Here is a 22,335-nt window from a genome sequence, read left to right as displayed (position 1 = left end):
TAAGTTGTTTTTGATTTTGTTATCAATAGACCTATTGCACAATTGTTTCTGTGGTAGGATAGGAGGCTTTAGGTTTTATGTATCTTTGGTGTTCTTTGCGATCGTAAAGAACACCATAGCCGTGTAACTCTAACTTTTATCTAAAATTAACACAAACCTCAATCGTAACATAAAATTAATTTTGCACTCTTGTCTAATATGTGTTGAAATGTTGGGTTTCCTTGGGTCAACCCAACCTACACAAACTGTATTATCTCATAAAATGTCAGGGTCAATATTCAATTCTCTGAGTTTGGCTGCTAAACGTTCTGCACGTTGAGTTTGTTGTTCTGCGAGTTGGCTTGCTTGTTCTGCGAGTTGAGTTTGTTGTTCTGCGAGTTGAGTTTGTTGTTCTGCGAGTTGAGTTTGTTGTTCTGCGAGTTGGGTTGCTTCTTCTGCGAGTTGAGTTTGTTGTTCTGCGAGTTGAGTTTGTTGTACTCCATACTCTTCGGGTGTTAGCATTAACTCTCCTTCTGGCATAAAATAACGCAATTTACCGTCATGGACACCCAAATATAAATTTAGCTGCTGACTCCATAATAAACCTTGAGGATTGGGTTCTATAGGTTGATATGTTCCACCAAACAAGATAAAACCAGCAAATTCTAAACTTTGCGGATTAAACCAAAAATATTCAGGTGTGCGGAAAATATCTTGATAAATTTGTTTTTTTAACCCTTTATCAGTGGAAGCAGTAGAGGGAGAAAGCAATTCTATAATTAGATTAGGATATTTACCACCTTCCTCCCAGACTACCCAACTATTGCGATCGCAGTTTTCTGTGTCCAGCACTAGGAAAAAATCTGGACCACGAAAATCTTTGGTTTTAATTTGCCGAGGACTGTAATAAATAGTCATGTTCCCGGCAACAAAATAATTATTAATTTTATTAATATCTCGCCACCACCAATTGAGACATTGGATTAGCAGTAGCATTTGTTGTAGATGTAAAGATGATTCCAATGGGGGTTCGTCACTTTCTAGATTACTGGGAGGAAATATTACATCTAAACCGGGTTCAATCTTTTGGGTGACGGTCATAGCTGCAAGTTAGTTAGGAATGGGATCTATATCCAGGATAACAGATCCAGGAGTCTAACATTCTCTACCCACTCTGCATCTGAGCCATTTGTGGAGAAATTGATTTCTTTTGTTTTGTGGTAGTTTGTTTTGTTTTATTTAAATTAAATCAGCGCGAGGTTTAAAAGTTTCTATTTCTCTTAATTTCTCATACAGTTCCCGTTCTTGAGGACTAATATTTTTGGGAGTTAATATCTGAATTTCCACTAATTGATCACCACGTTGTCCATTTTCAACAGGGTAGCCTTTATTACCAAGACGGAATCTTTGTCCAGACCTCACACCTGGGGGAATAGTCATTTTCACTGGACCATCAAGGGTAGGTGCTTCAACTTGTCCGCCCAATGTCGCCTCACTGGGAGTTACAGGTACTTGGCAGAAGATATTAGCACCTTCTAGCTTAAACAAAGGATGAGGATCTACGGTAATTTTTAAGTATAAATCACCACCACTAATTCCTTGATTTCGCAAGCGGATAGTTTGACCCGTCACCATAGCTGGGGGCATAGTCACTTCGAGCGATCGCCCATCTTCTAAACGTATTCTTTCATTACCACCTTGATAAGCTTTTTCCAGAGGTAAGGTTAATCTAGCTTCAATATCTCGACGGTTAGCACGAGGGGGAGTATTAACCGTATATGCAACTTTAGTTCTAGGACTGCGAAAGGGGTCGCTAGTGGTGGTATTTTCCGAACTGCTTTTCGGTTCTTTACGGTTGCTAACACCAATTACCTGATTCACAAAACTTTCAAAATCGCTAAATTGGCTGGGGTCTACATCTTGACTAGAACGGTCATTAGTGCGGTTATTCCAACCTTTGGACTTGGGAGTTTGTTTATTACCAGCAAAACCGTTTTGTTGCCAATAGCGGCTAAATTGATCATATTGCGATCGCCTGCTAGAATCGGAAAGGATTTCATAAGCCTCACCAATGGTTTTAAATTTTTCCTCTGCTTCCTTATTGCCAGGATTGAGGTCGGGGTGATATTGTCTAGCTAAACGACGATAAACCTTTTTAATTTCTTCGCTGGAAGCATCTTTAGAAACTCCTAAAATCTCGTAATAATCCCGAAAATTTTGCAAATTTTGCATAATCTGTTATTTAAATGTTAGTTGTCAGTGGTCAGTGGTCAGTGGTCAGATGTGCTTATACTTGTTACTGTCCCTACAAATATGAAAAATTAGATTTTAGATCAAAGATACCGAGTCCAAAATCCAAAATCAGCTTATAGCCAATCATCATCATCATCCCAATTATCTTGGTAACTGGGGCGTTTAGTGCGGGTGGGACGACTTTCATAATTGGGAGAACGATTTTCTCTCCCATTATCTCTGTTAACACCTCGGTTAGATGAATTTCTTTCCCGATAATTATCTCTATAATTATCTCTGTAAACATCTCGTTCCGGTTCTTTTTCACCAGCAAAGATGTCACGGATAGCACCGAATAGATCATCATCTTCATCTTCAGCATAATACTGACGGACTTCTCTATTCAGTTCATAAAGAGCATCTTGTAAATCAGCATAAGCCTGATCAATACCCCGATCTTCATCAGCTTGTAAACTTTCCCGTAAATTGCGACAAATATTATCAATGCGTTGACGACGGTTACGAGCGAATTGCATTCCCATTTCTAACGCTAGTTCGCGTAATTGCCGTTCTGCTTGTAATATTAAAGCTTCAGACCGGGTACGTTTTTCAACTCGTTCTTTCCGTTGTCTATCAACATTGGCGTATTTTTGAGCATCCTGAATCATTCTATTAACTTCGGACTCGCTTAAAGTAGAAGCGCCTTGAATGGTGATGCTTTGTTCCCTGCCCGTAGTACGATCTAAGGCTGTTACCTGCAAAATACCATTAGCATCAATATCAAAAGATACTTGAACTTGGGGAATACCTCTTGGTGCTGGGGGGATACCATAAAGTTTAAACCGTCCCAAAGACTTGTTATCTGTGGCCATGTCCCTTTCACCCTGAACCACGTTAATTTCTACGCTGTTTTGATTATTTTCCGAAGTAGAAAAGATGTCAGAACGACGAACTGGGATCGTTGTATTCCTCGGTATAAGTTTTTTCATAACACCGCCAATGGTTTCCAAACCCAAAGATAGGGGTGTAACATCTAATAGCAAAACATCCTTAGTTTCACCAGCGAGAATACTGCCCTGAATAGCCGCACCGACAGCGACAACTTCATCAGGATTGACGTTTTCGCTCGGTTCGATGCCAATTAAGTCTTGAACTAGCTGTTTTACCATAGGCATCCTAGTAGAACCACCGACCAAAACAACTTCCTCAATATCTACCGGAGAGAGTCCGGCATCCTTTAATGCCCGCTTTACTGGTGTTCTTAATCTACCTAACAAGTCTACACATAAACCCTCAAATTGCGATCGCGTCAAGCGGCTTTCTAGGTGTTTTGGACCATCCTCCGTGGCAGTAATAAAAGGTAAATTAATATCAGTGACGCTGACTGCGGAAAGTTCTATTTTAGCCTTTTCTGCGGCTTCCATTAGTCTTTGCAACGCTTGGCGATCGCGTCTTAGGTCTACCCCTTCTGCTTCTAAAAACTGTTCCGCCAACCAATCAACCACTTTTCTATCAAAATCATTACCACCGAGTTGAGTATCTCCACTAGTAGCCTTAACCTCAAATACGCCGTCTCCCACTTCCAGAATGGATACATCAAAAGTTCCCCCACCCAAATCAAAAACGAGGATAGTTTCCATATCACCTCGATCTAATCCGTAAGCCAAAGCTGCGGCTGTGGGTTCATTGAGAATGCGTAAAACATCTAAACCTGCAATTCTACCCGCGTCACGGGTAGCTTGACGCTGAGAATCATTAAAATAAGCAGGAACAGTAATCACAGCCCCAGTAACAGGTTCACCCAAATAACGACTAGCATCATCAGCTAATTTTTTCAACACCATGGCCGAAATTTCTTCCGGGGAAAATTCCTTATTCAGCCGAGGACAAGCAACTTTAATATTGCCAATTTCATCTTTACGGATAGTGTAAGGAACACGCTTAGAATCCGGGTTTAATTCCCCATATTTGCGCCCAATAAAGCGTTTTACCGCAAAAAAGGTATTTTGGGGATTAAGGACGGTTTGCCGTCTAGCCATTTGCCCTACAACCCTTTCACCTTCTTTACTAAAGCCAACGACGGAGGGGGTTGTTCGCATTCCTTCTGCATTGGCAATCACCACCGGCTTGCCACCCTCCATGACGGCGACTACTGAGTTGGTTGTCCCCAAGTCGATGCCAACTACCTTGCCCATGCGTTACTCGTCTCCCGTTGCGTGTTTTGTAGATTTATTATGATATAATAAGGCTGATTTTGGTTTAGTGCTAAATCAAGTCAACAATCCAATAATATAATAGTCATCATTAAATCAGGAATTAGAGGCATTTTAGCAACAGCATTGCTACTTGCTAAACTAGGATAGCATTTAGAAAGAGGCAAGAGGTAAGAGGCAAGAGGTAATTACACTTATTGCGATTACGATTATGGCTTATGATGGACTGGTATCTCGTAATTATCTCGCAAACTGTCATTGATTTTCACCCAAGTTCCGTCTGTGCGCCCGCAAAAACTATGAATAATAAATAGTTAAAATATGGGTGCATGTGTGTGATATAAAATTAGTAGTAGAAGATTTCATCATAGATAGTTGTATGGGAAAATTTACTCTATCTCGTCTTTTGCCTTTAGTTGTTGGTAGTGCTGCTGCTGGTGTCCTTGCTTTAATGTCTCCTGCTAAGGCGGTGGTATTAACTGTAAATGGAACTCCATACGATGTGACAACCATTCAAGGAACTTATCTTGACAATCAAGACAGGATCAAGAGTACTCCTTGGTGGGACGATCAAAACGCAGCCTACCAGGTTGTTACTGATTACTTATATTTGTTTCTACCACAACCAGAGTTCCCCACACAACAACTACCTGTTTCTACCAAATTCGCCTATTCCGCCTTCTATGACGACTATAACTATTCAAACTAACCCTATTATCCTTTTCCTTAGGGGCGTACTGGGCGTACGTTTATTTTATGATCGTAGACCTAAGATGCGCCCCCCCACCCCCGTCCCTCCGTCCCTTTTGACTTCAACGGGGGTAGTATCATTCCCGCAGTGGCACTTTCGTCTTGGCCGCAAGATGGAAAGCTAGAAAAAGCATAGCATCAAAAACCCGCACTGCCAACCCTGATGTAGCGGTTCCCTAGGATAAATTTTTCCACATCCTCGGACAGCGGTTTTGGATACCTGGCACTCCACCAAAAACGGCAGGGACAATTGTTGAGGTGACGTTTTGTGTTTAGTCCCGACCTTGGGCGTTGCTAATTGTTGATGCCTAAACTCGTCAAAAACCGACTCCCCTGTTGCTACATTTTTCTTGTTTATTTTTTGGTGGTTTATATCGCTGGCAAAAACCTTTGTAGCGTTTGGCACAATCATCTAAAGAGTTACCTAACTCCAAAAAAGCTGTATAAATTAAACTCACGATTATTACAACGAGTCGTAACGTGGTAACAAAAACCATCCACTAATTGACGAAGAGAACGAGACAACATATAAATTAATTCCCATAAAATCAATAGTCAATGCTACAAGCAATCTATACCATATATTTAAACAGCGGCAATAAATTCTTCTACTGTTAACCCAGCAGTTCGTATCAGTCCACGTAAAGTCCCTTTTGCCACCTCATGATGATCAGGAACAGACAAAGTTACCATTTCACCTTCTTTGACCAAAATTATATGACTTGCACTTTGGCGTGCAAATCGCCAGCCCAGCTTTTCAAAAGTACGAACTACTTCTTGTCCACTCAGAACAGGTAATTTTGATGCCATAACTATACTAAGACTTCTACTTGTTTAGTTTCAATAGTCAATGGCAAGCCAATCTCTGCCCTAACCTGTAAGCAAGCAGAAATCGCATCTTGAATATTCTCTAAAGCCTCTTCTTTTGTTGCTCCCTGACTAATGCAACCAGGAATACTAGGACATTCAATAATCCAGACACCATCTTCATCTCGATCAATCGTGACATTGAATTTCATACTAAGTTGTAGTTAAGTAATACCTGTATTTTAGCTTTGAAAATTTCGATCGATTATTAGTCTTAATGGAAGATTACCGCATTAGGTCAACAATTCAAAATCAGGAATTATAACTATCTAAATTAGAATAGCATTTGCAAGGAGGCAAGATGCTTCGCACCAAGAGGCAAAGGAAGAAATAGAGTGAAAACTGCTGTAATAAGCTGTTACGCAGCTAAATTGATTGTACAATTATAATCTGGCTAAATCTTGTGGTGCGGGCATCTTGCCCGCTATAACTATACAAATTAAATGCAGTACAGCTTAGAGAGACGCAGAATTTCCCATCTCTAATTTGGGAAACTATACTAAAGCCGTGATTTCAGGTGTTCTACTAGCTGTTGTGCTTCCATAACACCTTCAATTCTGCCCACGGGTTGACCTTGTTTAAATAGTACCAAGGTTGGTAAAGCTGAAATTTGATACTGACTTGCTAGATTTCCATACTTTTCTGTGTCAATCTTGACAATCCGTAATCTGTCTTTTAATTGGTTGTTGACCTGTTCTAAAATTGGTACCATCATTTGACAAGGGCCACACCATTCAGCATAAAAGTCTACTAAGACGGGTAAATCTGAACCGGATAGCATTTCTTCAAAGCTATTGAATTGTTTTTTGGTTGTCATAACACACGCTAATTTTTAATTCATAGTTTGTTTTTATGTTAGTTCTTAGAATCTGGAATTTGTATATGTTTATATTTTTTATAGATCCCCGGTGTAGTCACGAAAACCCAGCCCTAGCCCCTCCCCGCAAAGGAAGGGAACTGGATTACCAATAATACCAATAATAAGTATTACATCGTCAAAGATTGGGGATTGGTTTCAATCAACTTCGCTAAGTCTTGCAAGAATCCAGCAGCATCAGCACCGTAAATAATGCGATGATCACAGGTAATAGTAACTTGCATTTGTTGACGCACAGCAAATAACCCGTCGGCTGTGGCTACTACTTGGGGACGTGATGCACCAATGGCTAAAATAGAACCTTGTCCAGGAGGTAAAATCGCATCAAAGGTATCTACACCAAACATTCCCAAGTTAGAAAGGGTGAAAGTACCGCTGTTATATTCTGCTGGTTGTAACTGTTTTGTTCTCGCGCGTTCCACTAAAGATCTCCAATTGCGAGACAAAGAATAGATGTCAATTGCATCTGCATTCTGTAAAACCGGTGTAATTAATCCGCCGTCATCCATGGCGACTGCTACGGAAATATTAATATGAGAGTGATTAACAACGCCCTGGTCTGAATAACTGGCATTAAGAATGGGGTGTTTTTGTAATGTTACGGCTACAGCTTTGGCTAGTAGTGCCGTCATTGTCACACCTTTGGATTTAATTTGCTTGTAAAGTTTATCTAATCCATCGGTGCTGATTGTGTAACTAACACGGAATACAGGTACAGATAGACTGGCTACCATGCCGCGAACTACGGCATTTTGCAAGGTAGTGAATGGTACTACTTGACCAGGAACAGAACTAGTAACCACCTGTGTGGGTACAGGTGTGACTACTGGGGCTGGGGCAGTTACAGGGGCAGGGGTGACAACGGGGGGAGTAACAACAAAGGTGGTAGCGGGCTGCACTTTACCGACAACAACCTCTATATCTTCAGCGACAATGCGACCGTAAGGACCACTACCTTTAAGGGTATTTAAATCAACTTTCAGTTCTTTGGCTAGTTTACGGGCGCGAGGTGAAACTACTACCCGACCTGGTTGATGGTTAGAACCATTTTGAGATGTGGTGACAGGAGTGGCAATTGCAGCAGCGGCTACAGGTGTGGGGGCGGGTGCGGAAGATGCAGCAGCACCGCCTGCGTTAGCTAAGGACTTGGCTGTAGGTATTTCTGCTTCTGTTTCGGCAATATAAGCGATCGCTGCGCCCACTGGGGCGGTTTCACCAGCGGCAACGATGATATGGGCTAGATATCCTTCATAAAAGGTTTCTACGTCCATATCAGCCTTATCTGACTCGACAACCACCACCGTTTCGCCTTTTTCCACTTTATCCCCCGGCGATTTGACCCAGGAGACAATTTTGCCCTCGGTCATGGTGGAACTCAGCGCCGGCATAAATACTTCGTTAATGCTCATAATGGTGGTTTCAGAATCAATAAATAATATATGGACTTTAATTTATGGATTCTAACAGTTTTGTGGTCAAGTTGGTGATTTTTTGCCAAAGATAAAAATCCGTTTTTTACATCAAACTTAACCAACTATGTCATAGTCAGCGATTCTGAAATCCTTAATTTTTTATGATAGTTCTTCCTTGTCTTTTCTACTCTAACATATTTAAAATCAATTGTCAACCCCCTCCCATCTTTTGGTCTAGGTTTTCAACTTAGGGAAATTATCCTGCCAATAGGATAATAAAGCCTGCCAAACAGCCTCCAATTCAGCCCCACTACCATCAGATTTAGCCAAGGAAAGTTGCCCCCAGACACAGCGTCTGTCACGGGGAGTCTGTTTACCGTTGAGGAGATTCAACCATTGAGAGGGATTGAGGTAAGGACGATAAAAATAGGCAGTGAATTGAGATATTGTGACTGTACTTTTTCCCATGGAATTAATGCAGGCTGTTAAATAGTGGTTTTCCCCAGAGGAGAACTGTAAATGATGTCCCTTAGGGTTAACCTTTTCCAGAGGCTTTATTAGCTTAGGTAAATCAGGTAGATAACTAAATTGCTCATAGTAGGATTGGATATCCCCTAAACTAGAAGGTATGTAGTATAAATTGACAGTTAAACTCTGTCCAGAGCTTTGGTAATGATAAATTTGTCCTGATAATATTTCTTGCTTGTTATCAGCTTCAATACCTGTAGTCTGTTGCGGGAGATTATTCTGTTTTTGAGATCCAGAAACAGGTTCACTAGTGGTTAATTGCCAACCGGGGAGAGGAATTTGCTGGGGAAAATGATAGACAGTGGCTTTACTCAAGCCAGCACTGGTATGGAGAGAAAAATTAGATAAAATGATGCTCAAACTAATACCTATGATTAGATTTGAATAAGATAATGGTTGGGATTTATGAGATGTAACTTTTGACAGTGATGATGGAATTTGATGATTAGGTGATAGCAAGAGAATAATAAGCCCAAACAATAGGAACGAGAGTAAAGCAAAGATATCACCACCTTGAGAACCATGCCAATAATTAAATGCAGGTTTATCTGTAACTACAAGGGCGATAATAGCCAACCGGATAACGGAACAAACCCCACTAATAACCACTGAGAGGATAAAGGGCAAATAAATATTTTTCAGGAAAGAGGGAAAAAGAATGATTAACAGAAAAGAAGCTTTTAATAGCAAGATTAGAAGTGGTATTGCTGTACATTCTGACAAAACATCAATTGTCCCATTATTAACAGAAACAAGAGCGCCTTGAGTAGTGGAATCAAAGCCCAAGTACCATAAAAGAAAAGAGGTGAATTTAGCAGAAATGACTGTAATCTTAATTAGCATTCCCAATAATTTTACCAAGATTTCAACCAAGGGAAATATGGCAGTAATTACTAAATATCGGCGAAATTGTTTAATTCCCTGAAATCCCGATGCCAATAAAGCGAAACCTACGGAAGTGATTAACGGCAGAAAATACCAGAAAATAGAGATTTCTTGGACTGAAAAATTTGCATTGAGGTAGGGAATGATGATCAAACAACAACCAATAAAATTAGCTGGAAATACACTAACCAAGGTGAGATCATAGCGTTTCTGGTAAAGATGCCATAGGATACTTCCATATAGTGTTAGTTCCAAGAACCATTGATTGAAATTTTGTTCAACTCGCCAATAAAGTGTGAGGTTAATTGCAGAAATCAATCCAAAGATGAATAGGAGTAGGAAAGTATGATTTGATAAGTTAACTTTCCTGAATCTTTCTATTTTACGTTTGATTGTTAACATCATCTGTAACATTTTAAAAAACCTGTCCTATTTTGAACCAAACAATCACAAAGGTAAAACTAAGAATGAGAAGAGCAATAATTGTTCTAGAACTATTTTTCCATCTGCTCCTAAATTGTTGTCTTTTGGCTTCATTTGCCGCTTCGGTAATTCTTGTTTTACCAATGAGTAAGTTTCGTTTAATTGAATCTTTGATCTGAGGATCTGGTAACTTTAATTCCTCTGGGGTCAGGTTGATATTCCTACCAAGAATTTGGATTTGTGCTTTGGTAAGACCAGAATTGAGACCCTTTTCGATTTGAGCTATTTGTTCAAGATTGCCCTTTTGCTGTTCAATTATTTGCTCATTTACTGATTTTAATAAACGTCCTGTATTTACAAAAACCAGGGGAATTGCTAGGAAAAATGCGACTCCCATTAATAGGATTACCCAGCGAATAATTCTTTGAAAAATAATTTCTGGATAGCGGATATCATATTGATTTTCGCTAAAATAGCGAGTAAAAATCAACCCCAAACCAATCAGAAAAATCCAACTGTGTTCAGTGAACGCGCTAATGGAATTAAGTTCACTTTCAAAGTTTTGCAGTTTAAGCTCCGCAGCAACAGAGATAAAGTCTATGAATGACATAATTACAAGACCATAACCGATGATTGGTAATAGACCAGTTACATCACTGCTATTTAAGGATTTCCCACTCAACTTAACTCGACTGAAAAATTTGATAAAATTTCTGACTAAAGAGAAAAAGAAGAAATTAATACTTTTTCTGATATTATTCATTTAGGTTAATGTTCCTTTTCTAGAATAGGTTAGTTACAGGTGTTGATCTGGTGTAAAAAAGGTGATAACCCATGGGATTGCTGAGAAGGTGTTTGAAAAGTCATGATTGATGTATCAAATATTTTTGACACCTCCCTAACCCCCCTTAACGGGCAGTAAAAATGTGATTAAAATTACAGGATACGACTTTTAAAACATCCTCTTACGCAAGTGTTACACCAAAAATGTATTGTAGGGTGCATCAGACTGCAAAAATCTGGCAAATAAACGGATTGTTGATATCTGATGCACTTTACCAATGTGCCAGTTACATAAGTTCTGGTATTGTTTACTCACTGATAATAACTATATAGTTATGTACCGCTGATGAACATTCCAAAATTACCACTTTTTCGTATCTAAAAAAAAGCCATTATTGGTGGTATAATTAAGTTTCTCTGCTTTATACCCACTCAAACTACATCTCACGTTAAATTACTCAGCATTAATCCCCTAATCTATCATCCTCTTGAACAAAAATACCCTACTTCTTAGGGAGGTGGGGTATTTTTAGTATCATGTTTAGATGTCTCCGCGAATTTCTTCGACAATGCCGTCACGAAGGACAACTTCAACCTGCATTTTACTAATTAAGTTATCACCAATTTCAATGCGGAAAAAGCTTTCCAATTGAAATTGATTGACTTCTTCATCTAATTCCAACAATTGTACTTGCTGGAGGTTTTGCAGCATTTGATTTTTCTGTTCTAGAAGTTCACTTTTCTTTTGATTAACTTGGAGTTGAACGTTGTCAATTTGTTGGAGTGTCTGAGGTCCTGGTGGTTGAAGACTCTGTTTTTGAATAGCGGTAATTGCTCTTTGCCCTTCAATATCTAATTGTTGCAGTTGTTGGTCAATTTGATTAATTTGAACTTGTAATTGCTGGTGTACTTCCTCTTTCCAGAGAGGGGTAACTATCGCTTTCACATTAATCGGGCGTTTTAAAAGCAATTGAGGGTTGGAAACATCCATAAAAATTGTCCGTTCACTCTTCAATAGTTTGTAGTATGGAGATGAGTTCAGTTAGGAGACTGATACTATGTTTTCAGGAATGGAAAAAATATTTTTTTTCTGTTTCCTGTTTCTCCAATGGTTTCTGAAATCTGAAAGTTGGTAAAAACAATTTGCGATTTCGGGAATTATTTGGCAAACATTCCGTTAATAGTATCGCCATATCGTTCCATCACAATGTGACGACGAATTTTCAAGGTTTGTGTCATCATGCCATTTTCAATTGAAAACTGTTCCGAAATTAGTTTAAATGGTCCAATACGATCATCGGTTCGATAACCGGGACGGTTTTGAACTTCACGATTTAATTCTTGACGAAACAGATCCTGAACTATTTTACTCTCTAAGTCAATTTTTTGACTATCATTTATTTGATTTTGGATCTGATTTTGAGTTTCTGCCCATTTTGCTAAGGCTTCTGAGTTAGGGACAATTAAGGCACCAATACTTTTTTGATCTTGTCCTACTAACATAATTTGGTCAATATAGGGCGATCGCAAACAAGCGTCCTCTATGGGCTGAGGTTCGATATTTTCGCCGTTGCTTAAAACAATGGTGTCTTTTGCCCTCCCTGTTAATACTAGGTCATTTTGGGGCGTTACCCAGCCTAAATCACCGCTATCAAACCAACCTTGGGGGTCTATGGCTTTATTGGTGGCTTGAGGATTTTGATAATAGCCTTGCATGATTTGTGGTCCTTTGAGAAGGACTAAACCCCGTTCCCCTGCTGGTAGGGGTTGACGAGTTTCTGGGTTGACAATTTTCACTTCTGTACCAGCAATTGGTTGTCCCGAAGAACCACGTAAATTACGCCAAGGACGACGAGCATTAGTTACTGGTGATGTTTCTGTTAACCCATAACCCTGTAATATCTCAACACCAACAATTTCAAAGAAGTTATCTATATGTTTGGGAAGCGCCCCACCTCCACTAATAACGTGCTTGATTTTACCGCCTGTTGCTTCTCGTACTTTGTGATAAACTAATTTTTCCCCTAGTATATGAATCGCTAATAATGCCAATTCGACTATTTTGGCTTGAAAACGCTCTATCATTCCAGCATTAATGTGATTTAAACTCAATCCCTGGGAAATACGCCGTGATTCAATATATTTCTGGCTGATTTCTAGCAAAAACTTCACCAAGCTTTGTTTTTTGGCTGGTTGTTCTCGGAATTGCTTTTGCACGCCTTCATAAATTGATTCCCATAGTCTTGGGACAGCAATCATATAATTAGGTTTAAATTTCTTTAAATCTCCTTTAACAGAACGCAAATTAGTGTAAATTTGGCTACAACCTTGAGAAAGCAAGAAATATTCACCGCTGCGTTCATAACTATGCCATGTGGGCAAAATACTCAGGACTGTATCCCCTTTTTCTGGTTGCACAATCGTTCCCAAGGTTGTAACTTGATGTAGTAAATTTTTATGGGAGAGCATTACACCTTTGGGTTTTCCCGTAGTACCAGAAGTGTAAATTAATGTTGCTAAGGTTTCTGCACTATACTTATTTGCTACTAATGTATGATTGCTACCAATTTCTAGTAACTGGGAAAAGTTGACTACTGGAAATTTTAGTTCTGCGGGTGGTATTTCGTCAGAAAGTATAACTACCAGTTTAATCGCTAATTCGTTCAGGCGTTCCCCTAATTTATTTAAAGTTTTGAGATCCTCAACTACTAAAGATGTACTGCCACTATGGGAAATAATATAAAGTAACTCTTCTCGTTCCGCTTGAGAACTACGAACTGCATTTACAGCCCCAGCAGTCATGATACCTTGGTCCGCAATAAACCAACGCGGACTATTATCCGCAATCAAGGAAACTCGTTCTCCGTAGGGAAGATTTTCGCTATTATTTGTATTTACGCCTAATGCTTGTAAACCCGCTGCAAATTGGTTAATTTGTTCTGTAAGCTGACTATAAGTAATTTTTACTTCTGGTTGAGAATGGGGGTTATACAAGGCGATAATATCACCAAATCGCTTGGCAGCCAAAGGCCAAATTTCCGGTAATAACTCTACATTTGTGTAATCTACTAAACTCTGTAATGCAAGACGTTCTCGTTCAGAAATGTTGGTTAAGAAAGAAGTTGCAGGTTGATTATTTGTCATAAATGCTATTGTTAAATGCAATTAATCATGGTAGTTCAGATTCAGTTTACATATTAATTGATAAAAGTTTCTGTTGGTTTCTATCTACAAAATTCTATGCTAAACTGATTTTATATAGACTAAATACTATGGTTAAGTCTTCGTGCATTGCCTAATGTTGCCATATATTTTAGTATTTTTAACTAAAACGTTCTGATGTCGTTTCGCCTGGGGGTGATTCCCTATAGATGTGATGGATGTATTATTGCTGACAATCATTAACGCTGGGGCTTGTTTAACTTTGCCTAAGCTATTATCTATGGTTTCGGTTCGTAAACCTAAACAGTCTCAACCATTGTCCGTCGCCTCCACTTGTAAACCCGCCAAAGAAATAACTAGTTTCCCTTATTGTACAACCTACACCTTAACGGGTAGTCAGTTCTGTAAGTTCAGACCGCGTTTTTGTTCTCAGTGTTCTCTTAGCTAAAGGGAATATTGGTGAGTAGTAGCAGTCCTTGTGTTATTTGTGAATATCTTTCTTTTTTCTCTGCGCTCTTCATAATTTTAGATCAAAACATAAACTTTCACAAATTATACAGGATTGCTATTCATAAGCAACAAGGGAATGGGGAACTTGCGGGTAAAAAGTATTTGATTTACTTATGTAATATAAAAGATATTTAAAAACTAGAAGTTGCTCAAAGCTAGTGTTTGTAAGGCAAAATAGAGATGTAGTTATCAAAGATAGTTATAAGGGAAGGTTATCTATGACTTTAATTCAGGGTATATTGCTCACGTTAATGAATGCTGCTATTTGTTTGTTTTTGCCTAAACTGCTATCTCTAGTTTTCTCTACAAGAAATAGCGGAGAAACTAAAAGTCAATATCATCTTGAGTAGATTTATGTTTTTCTCGTCGCCACTTCGCCCTAACTAAACGAATTTCGTCAAAACTGTAGCTTGCTCCTAAATTTTCTCGAAGGGGTGTGAGGGAAATATCACCAACAATTTCTAAAATTTGCCAGATTTTTTTCTGACGTTCTAAAGGTACTAATTGACTGATATCTAAAGATTGTTTTTTCTCAATTAAATTGGAGAGATGATTGATAATTGTACCAGTTTTAACATTGCGTTTTTGGGCGATTTCTTCAATACTAAAACCCTGATTATATAACTCTAATGTAGTTAATTCTGTATCAGATGGTGAGTCAGAATAGAATGAAGAATTAACTCGATTAATGGGATTTTGTTGTAAGCCTTGTTCTTGACGATAGGCCTGAATTTCTGCTAAGAATTTTTCGCCATATTGAGATAGTTTATAACTAACAACACCGGAAATTTTACCAAATTCATCTAATGTTTTAGGTTGAATTTGTGCCATTAATTTGAGGGTAGAATCTTGAAAGATCATGTAGGGTGGGATAGCTTGTTCATCTGCGAGTTGTTTACGAAGCGATCGCAATTTTTGAGTTAAAATTTCCACATCTACAGGTTTATTATTTCCATCTTCCCAAGTCATTTTTTGCGCTATGGGAACAGCAATAGAAACTGGTCGTTGTTTTCGCATCACTTCCCAACTTAAAGCATTGAGTTTTAAAATTGAATAACCGTCGCTAGTTTGTTCTAATAAACCTTGATGTAATAGTGATCTTCCTAGCATTCTCCATTCGTCTAATGTTCTATCTTTACCAATTCCATAGGTAGAAAGTTGATCATGTTTATTAACGACAATTTTCTGATTTTTCGCACCTCTTAATACATCAATGATATGTAACATTCCAAATCTTTCCTTACATCTAGCTACACAAGATAAAAATTTCATGGCTTCAATTGTCCAGTCTTGTACAGGTTTAGGATAACGACAATTATCACAATTACCACAATTTCCCGGAAATCTTTCCCCAAAATAACTTAATTGAATTGTGCGTCTACAGTCTGTCCCCTCTGCATAATCTATAACTTGTCTTAATTGCTGTTTAGCTATTAATTGTTCTTGAGGATCGGTTTTTTGATTAATACTCCATTCTATAGTTTTAATATCACCATAATTAAAAAATAATGTACATTTAGAAGGTTCATTATCTCTACCAGCGCGGCCAGATTCTTGATAGTAACTTTCTAAATTTCGAGGTAAATCCGAATGAATCACAAACCGGACATCAGGCTTATTAATACCCATTCCAAAAGCAATTGTCGCTACCATGACCCGCACATCATCCCGAATAAATCGAGTTTGATTTTTCGTTCTTTCTTCATCACTTAAACCAGCATGATAAGGTAAAACTGAAACTTGATCATTTTGTAATTTTAAAGTTAGTTCATCAACTTTTTTGCGAGTTAAACAATAGATAATTCCTGAACCTTCATTTTCTTTAACAATTTCTAATATTTCAGCGTAAGCACGGTTACTTTTAGAACGGACTTCATAATAAAGATTTTGGCGGTTAAAACTGGCAATATGAATACTTGGTTGTTTTAATCCTAATTGTTCAATAATATCGGCTTTAACCCTATCTGTAGCGGTAGCAGTTAGTGCAACCGTCGGTACATCTGGATAACGTTTTCTCAGTAGTCTTAATTGCCGATATTCTGGACGGAAATCATGCCCCCATTCTGACACACAATGGGCTTCATCTATGGCAAAGGTAGAAATTCCCACTTTTTCCTTAACTACGTCTAAAAGCGGCAAAAATCGCTCGCTAATCAAACGTTCAGGAGCAACATAAAGTAATTTTATTTTACCATTCATGATCGCTTCTTCACGAGAGCGAACCTTATAAGCATTCAGGCTACTATTGAGAAATGTGGCAGAAATGTTATTAGTTCTCAGTGCTTCTACTTGATCTTGCATTAAGGCTATTAATGGTGACACTACCACTGTTAAACCTGGTTTTAAAAGTGCAGGTAGTTGAAAGCACAGAGATTTACCCCCACCGGTGGGCATAATTACCATTAAATCACGATTTTGTAGGGCATCTTCAATAATTTGCCTTTGTCCAGGACGAAATTGATCGTAACCAAAATGATGTTTTAGGGCTTGTTCTAAGTGGGGGTACTGAAGCATGGTAGATGGTTGTCGCGTGTCTGAGTTGTGATGAAGATATTAAAATTTTAACGCACCTTGGGGAATGGGGAACGCTAGAATTTATAGATAGGAAAATGTCAGAATCAGGATATCCAGGATAAAAGGATTAACAGGATGAAAATAGGGATTTGATAACCAATTACTGATTACCCATTAGCAGCCTTAACTAGATATGTACCAATATGGGTTATTATAGAACATCAAAAGTACAAAATCAACTAATAACTGCTACCAAGTAAGGTCAATAAACATGACGCAAGAATTAATGGAATTAAGACAAAGTATCTTAGAAGGGCGTTATGATGATGCCTTGGAAATTATTGATGATTTGGAGGATATGAGCAAACAGGGAACTTTGCGAAAAATAGAAGCTTTTTTAGTGAGGTTGGTTATTCATCTGATTAAAAATCAAATTGAACAGCGTTTAACTAATTCTTGGATTGCTTCAATTTCTGATTCTGTGATTCAAATTGCCAAATTGAATATTAAAGATCATCAAAAATCCTATTATATTAAATCTGATCAATGGGGTGAATATTTAGCAGAAGCTCTAGAAATGGCAATTCGTCCCGCTAGTGCGGAGATTTTTGGTGGGACTTTAAAACCGAGTCAAGTTTCTCAAAGATTACAAGAAAAAGAATTAATTGATTTTGCAGAAAATCTTTTGTTGTTAACTTATGAACATCAACCTAAAGAGTTAGCAAAGATGATTGATAATTATTTAGCACAATTACCAGGAGGTGAAGATTGGTTTGAGTAATTTTGGTAAAACTAAGAAGTTTTTCTATCTCTAGAAAATACTATAGAAAATGTAGAAAATGTTTTTGACAGTGCGGAATAAACGAGTAAAAGAGGAAGGTTGATGCCAAGTCTGATAAAATTCTGGATAAAGCATATTTTGAGCGATTTTCCCAATGAGTTGATAATGTTCATCAGTTAGCTGATAAGCACTCATGGCTTTAATTACCATAGGTTGATCACCAACGCCTATTTTCCCTAAGCCATAAGCCGCCCGCCTACGGGTATATTTACCCTTTGATGTCTTGATTAATTCTACCAAAGCGGCAATCGCATCTGCATTACCAACGCCTATTTTCCCTAAGCTATCAGCCGCCAGCATACGGGTATATTCATCCTGTGATGTCTTGATTAATTCTACCAAAGCGGCGATCGCATCTGCATTACCAACGCCTATTTTCCCTAAGCTATCAGCCGCCAGCATACGGGTATATTCATCCTGTGATGTCTTGATTAATTCTACCAAAGCGGCGATCGCATCTGCATTACCAACGCCTATTTTCCCTAAGCTATCAGCCGCCAGCATACGGGTATATTCATCCTGTGATGTCTTGATTAATTCTACCAAAGCGGCGATCGCATCTGCATTACCAACACCTATTTCCCCTAAGCTATTAGCCGCCCTCCTACGGGTAGATTCATCCTGTGATGTGTTGATTAATTCTATCAAAGCTGCGATCTCATCTGCATTACCAACGCCTATGTTCCCTAAGCTATCAGCCGCCAGCCTACGGGTATATTCATCCTGTGATGTGTTGATTAATTCTACCAAAGCTGCGATCGCAACTGCATTACCAACGCCTATGTTCCCTAAGCTTTCAGCCGCCCACCAACGGGTATATTCATCCTGTGATGTCTTGATTAATTCTACCAAAGCGGCGATCGCATCTGCATTACCAACACCTATTTCCCCTAAGCTATCAACCGCCCAACTACGGGTATATTCATCCTCTGATGTCTTGATTAATTTTACCAAAGCAGCGATCGCATCTGCATTACCAGGGTCTATTTTCCCTAAGCTATCAGCCGCCAGCCTACGGGTATCTTTATCCTGTGATGTGTTGATTAATTTTACCAAAGCAGCGATCGCATCTGCATTACCAGGGTCTATTTTCCCTAAGCTATCAGCCGCCAGCCTACGGGTATCTTTATCCTGTGATGTGTTGATTAATTTTACCAAAGCAGCGATCGCATCTGCATTACCAGGGTCTATTTTCCCTAAGCTATCAGCCGCCAGCCTACGGGTATCTTTATCCTGTGATGTGTTGATTAATTTTACCAAAGCTGCGATCGCTTTTTGCCGGTCTGTTTCTTTTAAGGCTACATCTGCTTGATCATGAATATTACTAACACTATTATCGAATTTCCAATTAATAATCTGCTTGACTATTTGATCTGCTTGAGAACAATGTTTAAATTCGGCTATGCCCCCAGCAGCTAAAAAATAGGCTCGATATCCATAAAAACCTTTACCCTGATATTTTACACAGCCATCTTGAAAATTTATCAAGGCTTGAATAAACGACTCTTTTTCACTTTCATCTACATCTTCACGGCCTAGCCATAACAATATGGTTTGTTTCCACTGAGGTTCAAAAATGCGGTATTTTTCTGCCTCTATGGGTTTATTTTTATGGGTTTTCGGTAAGAAGAAATCCCAATCATTAATTGCTGTTGCTGCCAAATATTCTTGAAATGAGGTATGGAAAAAAGCATAAACAGGTTTTTCTTTTATATCTGTGCCAATCCGATTAAGCCAACCTAATTTTAGGGCTAATGTTAGTTTATCATCACCTAAAAACTTTTTAACGAACCCATCCAGCAAGCGGAAACGAGAGGTTGCTTGATCTATTGCTTCCCTTGCTAATTTACCTAAATCAGTAATCAGTTTTTGACGTTGTGTTTCGCTTATTTGCGCGAATTCATCTTGTTTCCATCCGTTAAAATTATCAACTAATTGCTGATAAAATTCTGCTTGTGTATCTGGTAACTTTGCCTCTCTTCCTTGCCAATTTAAACAAAGTAGTGTTAACCGCAGAGGATTTTTAACTAAATCTTGAATCCGTTCTCTACCAGCTTCTTTTAAAGTCTTACATAACATTCCACCCGCTTCTTGTTGAGAAGTAAACCAGTTATTAATAAACTGTTCTACCTGTTCAGGATAAGAAAAATCTAAAGTTCTATAGGTATCAAAATCATAAAGTTTATTGTTACCACCATCCCATAAATTTAACCGACAAGTTAAAACTATTCGCGCTTGATTAATATATCCACCGTCCTGAATTTGTCCAGCAATATCTGTTAAGATATTACCGGAAACAGATTTTGTAGACATTTCATCTAAACCATCTAATAATAACCATACTTTGTCTTGATTAAATTGGGCAATAAAATCATCTTTAATGTCTTTTGTAATTTCTGATATTTTACTTCTCTCAACAGCATTCCGTAACCAAATTTTATCTAAATAATCTCTTAGTTTTCCATTTTCTAACTCTGCTAAAGATACCCAAATAATAATTGATTCTGAACTTTCCCGAGATAAATAATCAGCAATTTTTTGTAGTAATGTAGTTTTACCTGCTCCCGGTTCACCAATAATCGTAATGCGTTTACCTTGACTTTTTTTAGTATCTTTCTTGTGAAAAACTTGGGTTAAAAATTCATTATGTTCATATTTTTGAGTTATTTCTGTCTCTTGATAAAGTGCTGAACCTTGTTCTGGAGGAATATTTTGATTATGATCGTGTTTGGGTTGTTTTTTCCGTTCTACTAAACCCATTTCTATATAAATATCTGGCAATTTAAAAGTTACCCCCTCAGCGCAAGTAAGGGGATTTGTGGTTAATTTTTGCCGTTCTTGCAACTTTTCGCGGCAGATTTTTTTCCAGTCAATGGGGGGTAACTTTGTCCGACCTTCCCCTTCAGACGAGTTTAGTCAATTGTAATGATTATGTTGGTTAGTAATATTAACGTTTTGGGCAACAGTTGATCCTTTTTCTGCGTTTATTATTTCTGCCAATTTTGTATTATTATTAATAACTGAAGGGTGATTTTTAATTTCTTCTGCTTTCTTTTTAATTTCTTCAGCAGTCTTTGAGGTATCAGTATTCACTGAACTTTCCAAATCTAAAACCGCTTGTTTAATTTCCTCGTCCTGCATAGCTTCTGTTAATTCTTTTACAGCTTGATCATAATGTAATTCCTGGACTTTATTTTCGTCCACAGCCGCAGTTAATTGTGGTGCTAACTTCTTCTGACGTAACTTATTGATTAATTGATTTACTCTTCCCCAGATCATATCACCAGTATTTTCACCTATCTTTTCCAGAGATTTCATGCCTATTGTAGCAATAGCAGTTGCAATAGCTGTAGTTATTATCAATTCCATAAATTTAATTTAAAGTAAGTTGGATACTAAAAATCAAGGTTGTTTTGGCTGTGGAAAGGCTGTTTTTAGCTGCTATCCTCAGTTTCTCGCCAATACTAACACAATTCCCCTAAAAAATGTCAGAATATAAATTGTTAACTTTTTTCAACTCAAATCATGAAAGCAATTTGGAATGGTGCTATTCTAGCCGAAAGCGATAATACCGTAGTTGTGGAAGGAAACCATTATTTCCCTGCTGACTCTATCAAGAAGGAATATTTTCAAGACAGCAGCACCCACAGCACTTGTTCTTGGAAAGGAGTTGCTAATTATTATAGTATTCAAGTTGATGGTCAAGTTAATAAAGATGCTGCTTGGTACTATCCTAGCACCAAAGAGAAAGCTAAAAATATCGAAGGTTATATTGCTTTCTGGAAAGGTGTAAAAGTAGAAGTTTAGTACACAAAAATATCCCGGACTTCTCCAAGAAGTCCAATATCTGAATTTTGAAACCAGTCTTTCTAATCCTTTGCAATGACAATATCATTAGATTTAATCACAGCATAGGCTTCCGTCCCTTCAGATAATTCTAACTCCTCTGCGGAAACTCTAGTAATCATTGAAGTTAATTCAACTCGGTGAACAATTTCTAAGGTTATTTCCGTATTTATAGTTCCTGTGGTGACTCGTTTCACAACTCCCTTGAGAACATTACGGGAACTGACTTTTAATGGTTTCTTAGCACTAACAATTTCAAATTCAGAGTTGTTAATTTCTGGTTTTTCCTGGATATTTGATAATGATAATGGTGATGAATATTTCCTAAGTCCCCGGACTAATTCCCGTAAAATTTCTGTTTTCGTACGTTGGGAATTTTGACAAAATTCTTCTAAAATCTGGCGTTCTTCTTCAGATATTTGAAATGTTACCCAACCTTGGCTTTTTCTTGGCATAAAACTACTAACTTATTGACTAATTATAACTAATTTAATTGCCAGGTTTAGACCCCTG

General features: G+C 38.1%; 18 protein-coding genes. 3 read left to right on the top strand and 15 right to left on the bottom strand.

Annotated features, from left to right (window positions below; translation table 11 throughout):
• Positions 1 to 255 precede the first annotated feature (255 nt).
• The 3 genes from H6F39_RS04545 to dnaK form a co-directional block, all read right to left on the bottom strand.
• A complete protein-coding gene (locus H6F39_RS04545; protein ID WP_137906968.1) occupies positions 256 to 1,080 on the bottom strand; it encodes a Uma2 family endonuclease in 825 nt (274 codons plus the stop codon).
• Positions 1,081 to 1,218: 138 nt separating this feature from the next.
• Positions 1,219 to 2,211: a DnaJ C-terminal domain-containing protein gene (locus H6F39_RS04540; RefSeq protein WP_137906969.1), complete on the bottom strand. Its 993-nt coding sequence runs from the start codon at positions 2,209 to 2,211 to the stop codon at positions 1,219 to 1,221.
• A gap of 134 nt (positions 2,212 to 2,345) precedes the next feature.
• Positions 2,346 to 4,406, bottom strand: a complete 2,061-nt coding sequence (dnaK, locus tag H6F39_RS04535) for a molecular chaperone DnaK (RefSeq protein WP_190371793.1) — start codon at positions 4,404 to 4,406, stop codon at positions 2,346 to 2,348.
• A 349-nt stretch (positions 4,407 to 4,755) separates the two neighbouring features.
• Between dnaK and H6F39_RS04530 the strand changes: the two genes are divergently transcribed.
• The gene (locus H6F39_RS04530) at positions 4,756 to 5,133 is read left to right on the top strand and encodes a hypothetical protein (RefSeq protein WP_190371794.1); all 378 of its coding nucleotides are present in this window, start codon (positions 4,756 to 4,758) and stop codon (positions 5,131 to 5,133) included.
• 626 nt (positions 5,134 to 5,759) lie between these two features.
• Here the strand turns inward: H6F39_RS04530 and H6F39_RS04525 are convergent.
• The 9 genes from H6F39_RS04525 to recQ form a co-directional block, all read right to left on the bottom strand.
• Positions 5,760 to 5,984 carry a type II toxin-antitoxin system HicA family toxin gene (locus H6F39_RS04525; protein ID WP_137906972.1) on the bottom strand — a complete coding sequence of 75 codons (225 nt, stop codon included), beginning with the start codon at positions 5,982 to 5,984 and terminating at the stop codon, positions 5,760 to 5,762.
• Positions 5,985 to 5,986: 2 nt separating this feature from the next.
• Positions 5,987 to 6,193, bottom strand: a complete 207-nt coding sequence (locus tag H6F39_RS04520) for a type II toxin-antitoxin system HicB family antitoxin (RefSeq protein ID WP_137906973.1) — start codon at positions 6,191 to 6,193, stop codon at positions 5,987 to 5,989.
• Positions 6,194 to 6,540: 347 nt separating this feature from the next.
• Positions 6,541 to 6,858, bottom strand: coding sequence for a thioredoxin (gene trxA / locus H6F39_RS04515; protein ID WP_137906974.1), 318 nt, complete (start codon positions 6,856 to 6,858; stop codon positions 6,541 to 6,543).
• Positions 6,859 to 7,028: 170 nt separating this feature from the next.
• The gene (locus tag H6F39_RS04510; protein WP_190396308.1) at positions 7,029 to 8,327 is read right to left on the bottom strand and encodes a dihydrolipoamide acetyltransferase family protein; all 1,299 of its coding nucleotides are present in this window, start codon (positions 8,325 to 8,327) and stop codon (positions 7,029 to 7,031) included.
• A gap of 237 nt (positions 8,328 to 8,564) precedes the next feature.
• Entirely contained in the window at positions 8,565 to 10,148 is a 1,584-nt protein-coding gene (locus tag H6F39_RS04505; protein ID WP_162501172.1) for a cyanoexosortase A system-associated protein, read from the bottom strand.
• Between the two features lie 10 nt (positions 10,149 to 10,158).
• A complete protein-coding gene (locus H6F39_RS04500; RefSeq protein WP_190396307.1) occupies positions 10,159 to 10,929 on the bottom strand; it encodes an HpsJ family protein in 771 nt (256 codons plus the stop codon).
• A 561-nt stretch (positions 10,930 to 11,490) separates the two neighbouring features.
• Positions 11,491 to 11,940 carry a YlqD family protein gene (locus H6F39_RS04495; protein ID WP_137906978.1) on the bottom strand — a complete coding sequence of 150 codons (450 nt, stop codon included), beginning with the start codon at positions 11,938 to 11,940 and terminating at the stop codon, positions 11,491 to 11,493.
• 167 nt (positions 11,941 to 12,107) lie between these two features.
• Positions 12,108 to 14,093, bottom strand: a complete 1,986-nt coding sequence (locus H6F39_RS04490; RefSeq protein ID WP_190371797.1) for a long-chain fatty acid--CoA ligase — start codon at positions 14,091 to 14,093, stop codon at positions 12,108 to 12,110.
• A gap of 852 nt (positions 14,094 to 14,945) precedes the next feature.
• Positions 14,946 to 17,135 (bottom strand): DNA helicase RecQ, encoded by a 2,190-nt coding sequence (gene recQ / locus H6F39_RS04485; RefSeq protein ID WP_137906980.1) that lies wholly within the window; start codon positions 17,133 to 17,135, stop codon positions 14,946 to 14,948.
• Between the two features lie 271 nt (positions 17,136 to 17,406).
• Here recQ and H6F39_RS04480 point away from each other — a divergent pair, with 271 nt between their 5' ends.
• Positions 17,407 to 17,916, top strand: a complete 510-nt coding sequence (locus H6F39_RS04480) for a DUF29 family protein (RefSeq protein WP_190371798.1) — start codon at positions 17,407 to 17,409, stop codon at positions 17,914 to 17,916.
• A gap of 30 nt (positions 17,917 to 17,946) precedes the next feature.
• Here H6F39_RS04480 and H6F39_RS04475 read toward each other — a convergent pair whose 3' ends face one another.
• Both H6F39_RS04475 and H6F39_RS04470 read right to left on the bottom strand, forming a co-directional pair.
• A complete protein-coding gene (locus H6F39_RS04475) occupies positions 17,947 to 20,820 on the bottom strand; it encodes a HEAT repeat domain-containing protein (protein ID WP_242028609.1) in 2,874 nt (957 codons plus the stop codon).
• A 72-nt stretch (positions 20,821 to 20,892) separates the two neighbouring features.
• Positions 20,893 to 21,345, bottom strand: coding sequence for a hypothetical protein (locus H6F39_RS04470; protein WP_190371799.1), 453 nt, complete (start codon positions 21,343 to 21,345; stop codon positions 20,893 to 20,895).
• A 153-nt stretch (positions 21,346 to 21,498) separates the two neighbouring features.
• Between H6F39_RS04470 and H6F39_RS04465 the strand changes: the two genes are divergently transcribed.
• On the top strand, positions 21,499 to 21,783 hold the full coding sequence (locus tag H6F39_RS04465) for a DUF427 domain-containing protein (RefSeq protein WP_137906983.1): 285 nt from the start codon (positions 21,499 to 21,501) through the stop codon (positions 21,781 to 21,783).
• 62 nt (positions 21,784 to 21,845) lie between these two features.
• On the opposite strand, the gene H6F39_RS04460 is transcribed toward H6F39_RS04465, so the two are convergent.
• A complete protein-coding gene (locus tag H6F39_RS04460) occupies positions 21,846 to 22,277 on the bottom strand; it encodes a molybdopterin-binding protein (protein ID WP_137906984.1) in 432 nt (143 codons plus the stop codon).
• Positions 22,278 to 22,335: the final 58 nt, after the last annotated feature.

This window comes from Dolichospermum sp. FACHB-1250 (assembly GCF_014696335.1).
In the GTDB taxonomy this organism is placed as follows: Bacteria; Cyanobacteriota; Cyanobacteriia; order Cyanobacteriales; family Nostocaceae; genus Dolichospermum; species Dolichospermum planctonicum.
The sequence above is the reverse complement of the archived record's forward strand: the minus strand, read 5'-3'. Positions and strand labels throughout refer to the sequence as shown.

What these genes read in the sequence shown, in the direction of transcription:
- H6F39_RS04545 (WP_137906968.1), bottom strand. Translation starts at nt 1,080, where the DNA reads ATGACCGTCACCCAAAAGATTGAACCCGGTTTAGATGTAATATTTCCT.
- H6F39_RS04540 (WP_137906969.1), bottom strand. Translation starts at nt 2,211, where the DNA reads ATGCAAAATTTGCAAAATTTTCGGGATTATTACGAGATTTTAGGAGTT.
- dnaK (WP_190371793.1), bottom strand. Translation starts at nt 4,406, where the DNA reads ATGGGCAAGGTAGTTGGCATCGACTTGGGGACAACCAACTCAGTAGTC.
- H6F39_RS04525 (WP_137906972.1), bottom strand. Translation starts at nt 5,984, where the DNA reads ATGGCATCAAAATTACCTGTTCTGAGTGGACAAGAAGTAGTTCGTACT.
- H6F39_RS04520 (WP_137906973.1), bottom strand. Translation starts at nt 6,193, where the DNA reads ATGAAATTCAATGTCACGATTGATCGAGATGAAGATGGTGTCTGGATT.
- trxA (WP_137906974.1), bottom strand. Translation starts at nt 6,858, where the DNA reads ATGACAACCAAAAAACAATTCAATAGCTTTGAAGAAATGCTATCCGGT.
- H6F39_RS04510 (WP_190396308.1), bottom strand. Translation starts at nt 8,327, where the DNA reads ATGAGCATTAACGAAGTATTTATGCCGGCGCTGAGTTCCACCATGACC.
- H6F39_RS04505 (WP_162501172.1), bottom strand. Translation starts at nt 10,148, where the DNA reads ATGATGTTAACAATCAAACGTAAAATAGAAAGATTCAGGAAAGTTAAC.
- H6F39_RS04500 (WP_190396307.1), bottom strand. Translation starts at nt 10,929, where the DNA reads ATGAATAATATCAGAAAAAGTATTAATTTCTTCTTTTTCTCTTTAGTC.
- H6F39_RS04495 (WP_137906978.1), bottom strand. Translation starts at nt 11,940, where the DNA reads ATGGATGTTTCCAACCCTCAATTGCTTTTAAAACGCCCGATTAATGTG.
- H6F39_RS04490 (WP_190371797.1), bottom strand. Translation starts at nt 14,093, where the DNA reads ATGACAAATAATCAACCTGCAACTTCTTTCTTAACCAACATTTCTGAA.
- recQ (WP_137906980.1), bottom strand. Translation starts at nt 17,135, where the DNA reads ATGCTTCAGTACCCCCACTTAGAACAAGCCCTAAAACATCATTTTGGT.
- H6F39_RS04480 (WP_190371798.1), top strand. Translation starts at nt 17,407, where the DNA reads ATGACGCAAGAATTAATGGAATTAAGACAAAGTATCTTAGAAGGGCGT.
- H6F39_RS04470 (WP_190371799.1), bottom strand. Translation starts at nt 21,345, where the DNA reads ATGGAATTGATAATAACTACAGCTATTGCAACTGCTATTGCTACAATA.
- H6F39_RS04460 (WP_137906984.1), bottom strand. Translation starts at nt 22,277, where the DNA reads ATGCCAAGAAAAAGCCAAGGTTGGGTAACATTTCAAATATCTGAAGAA.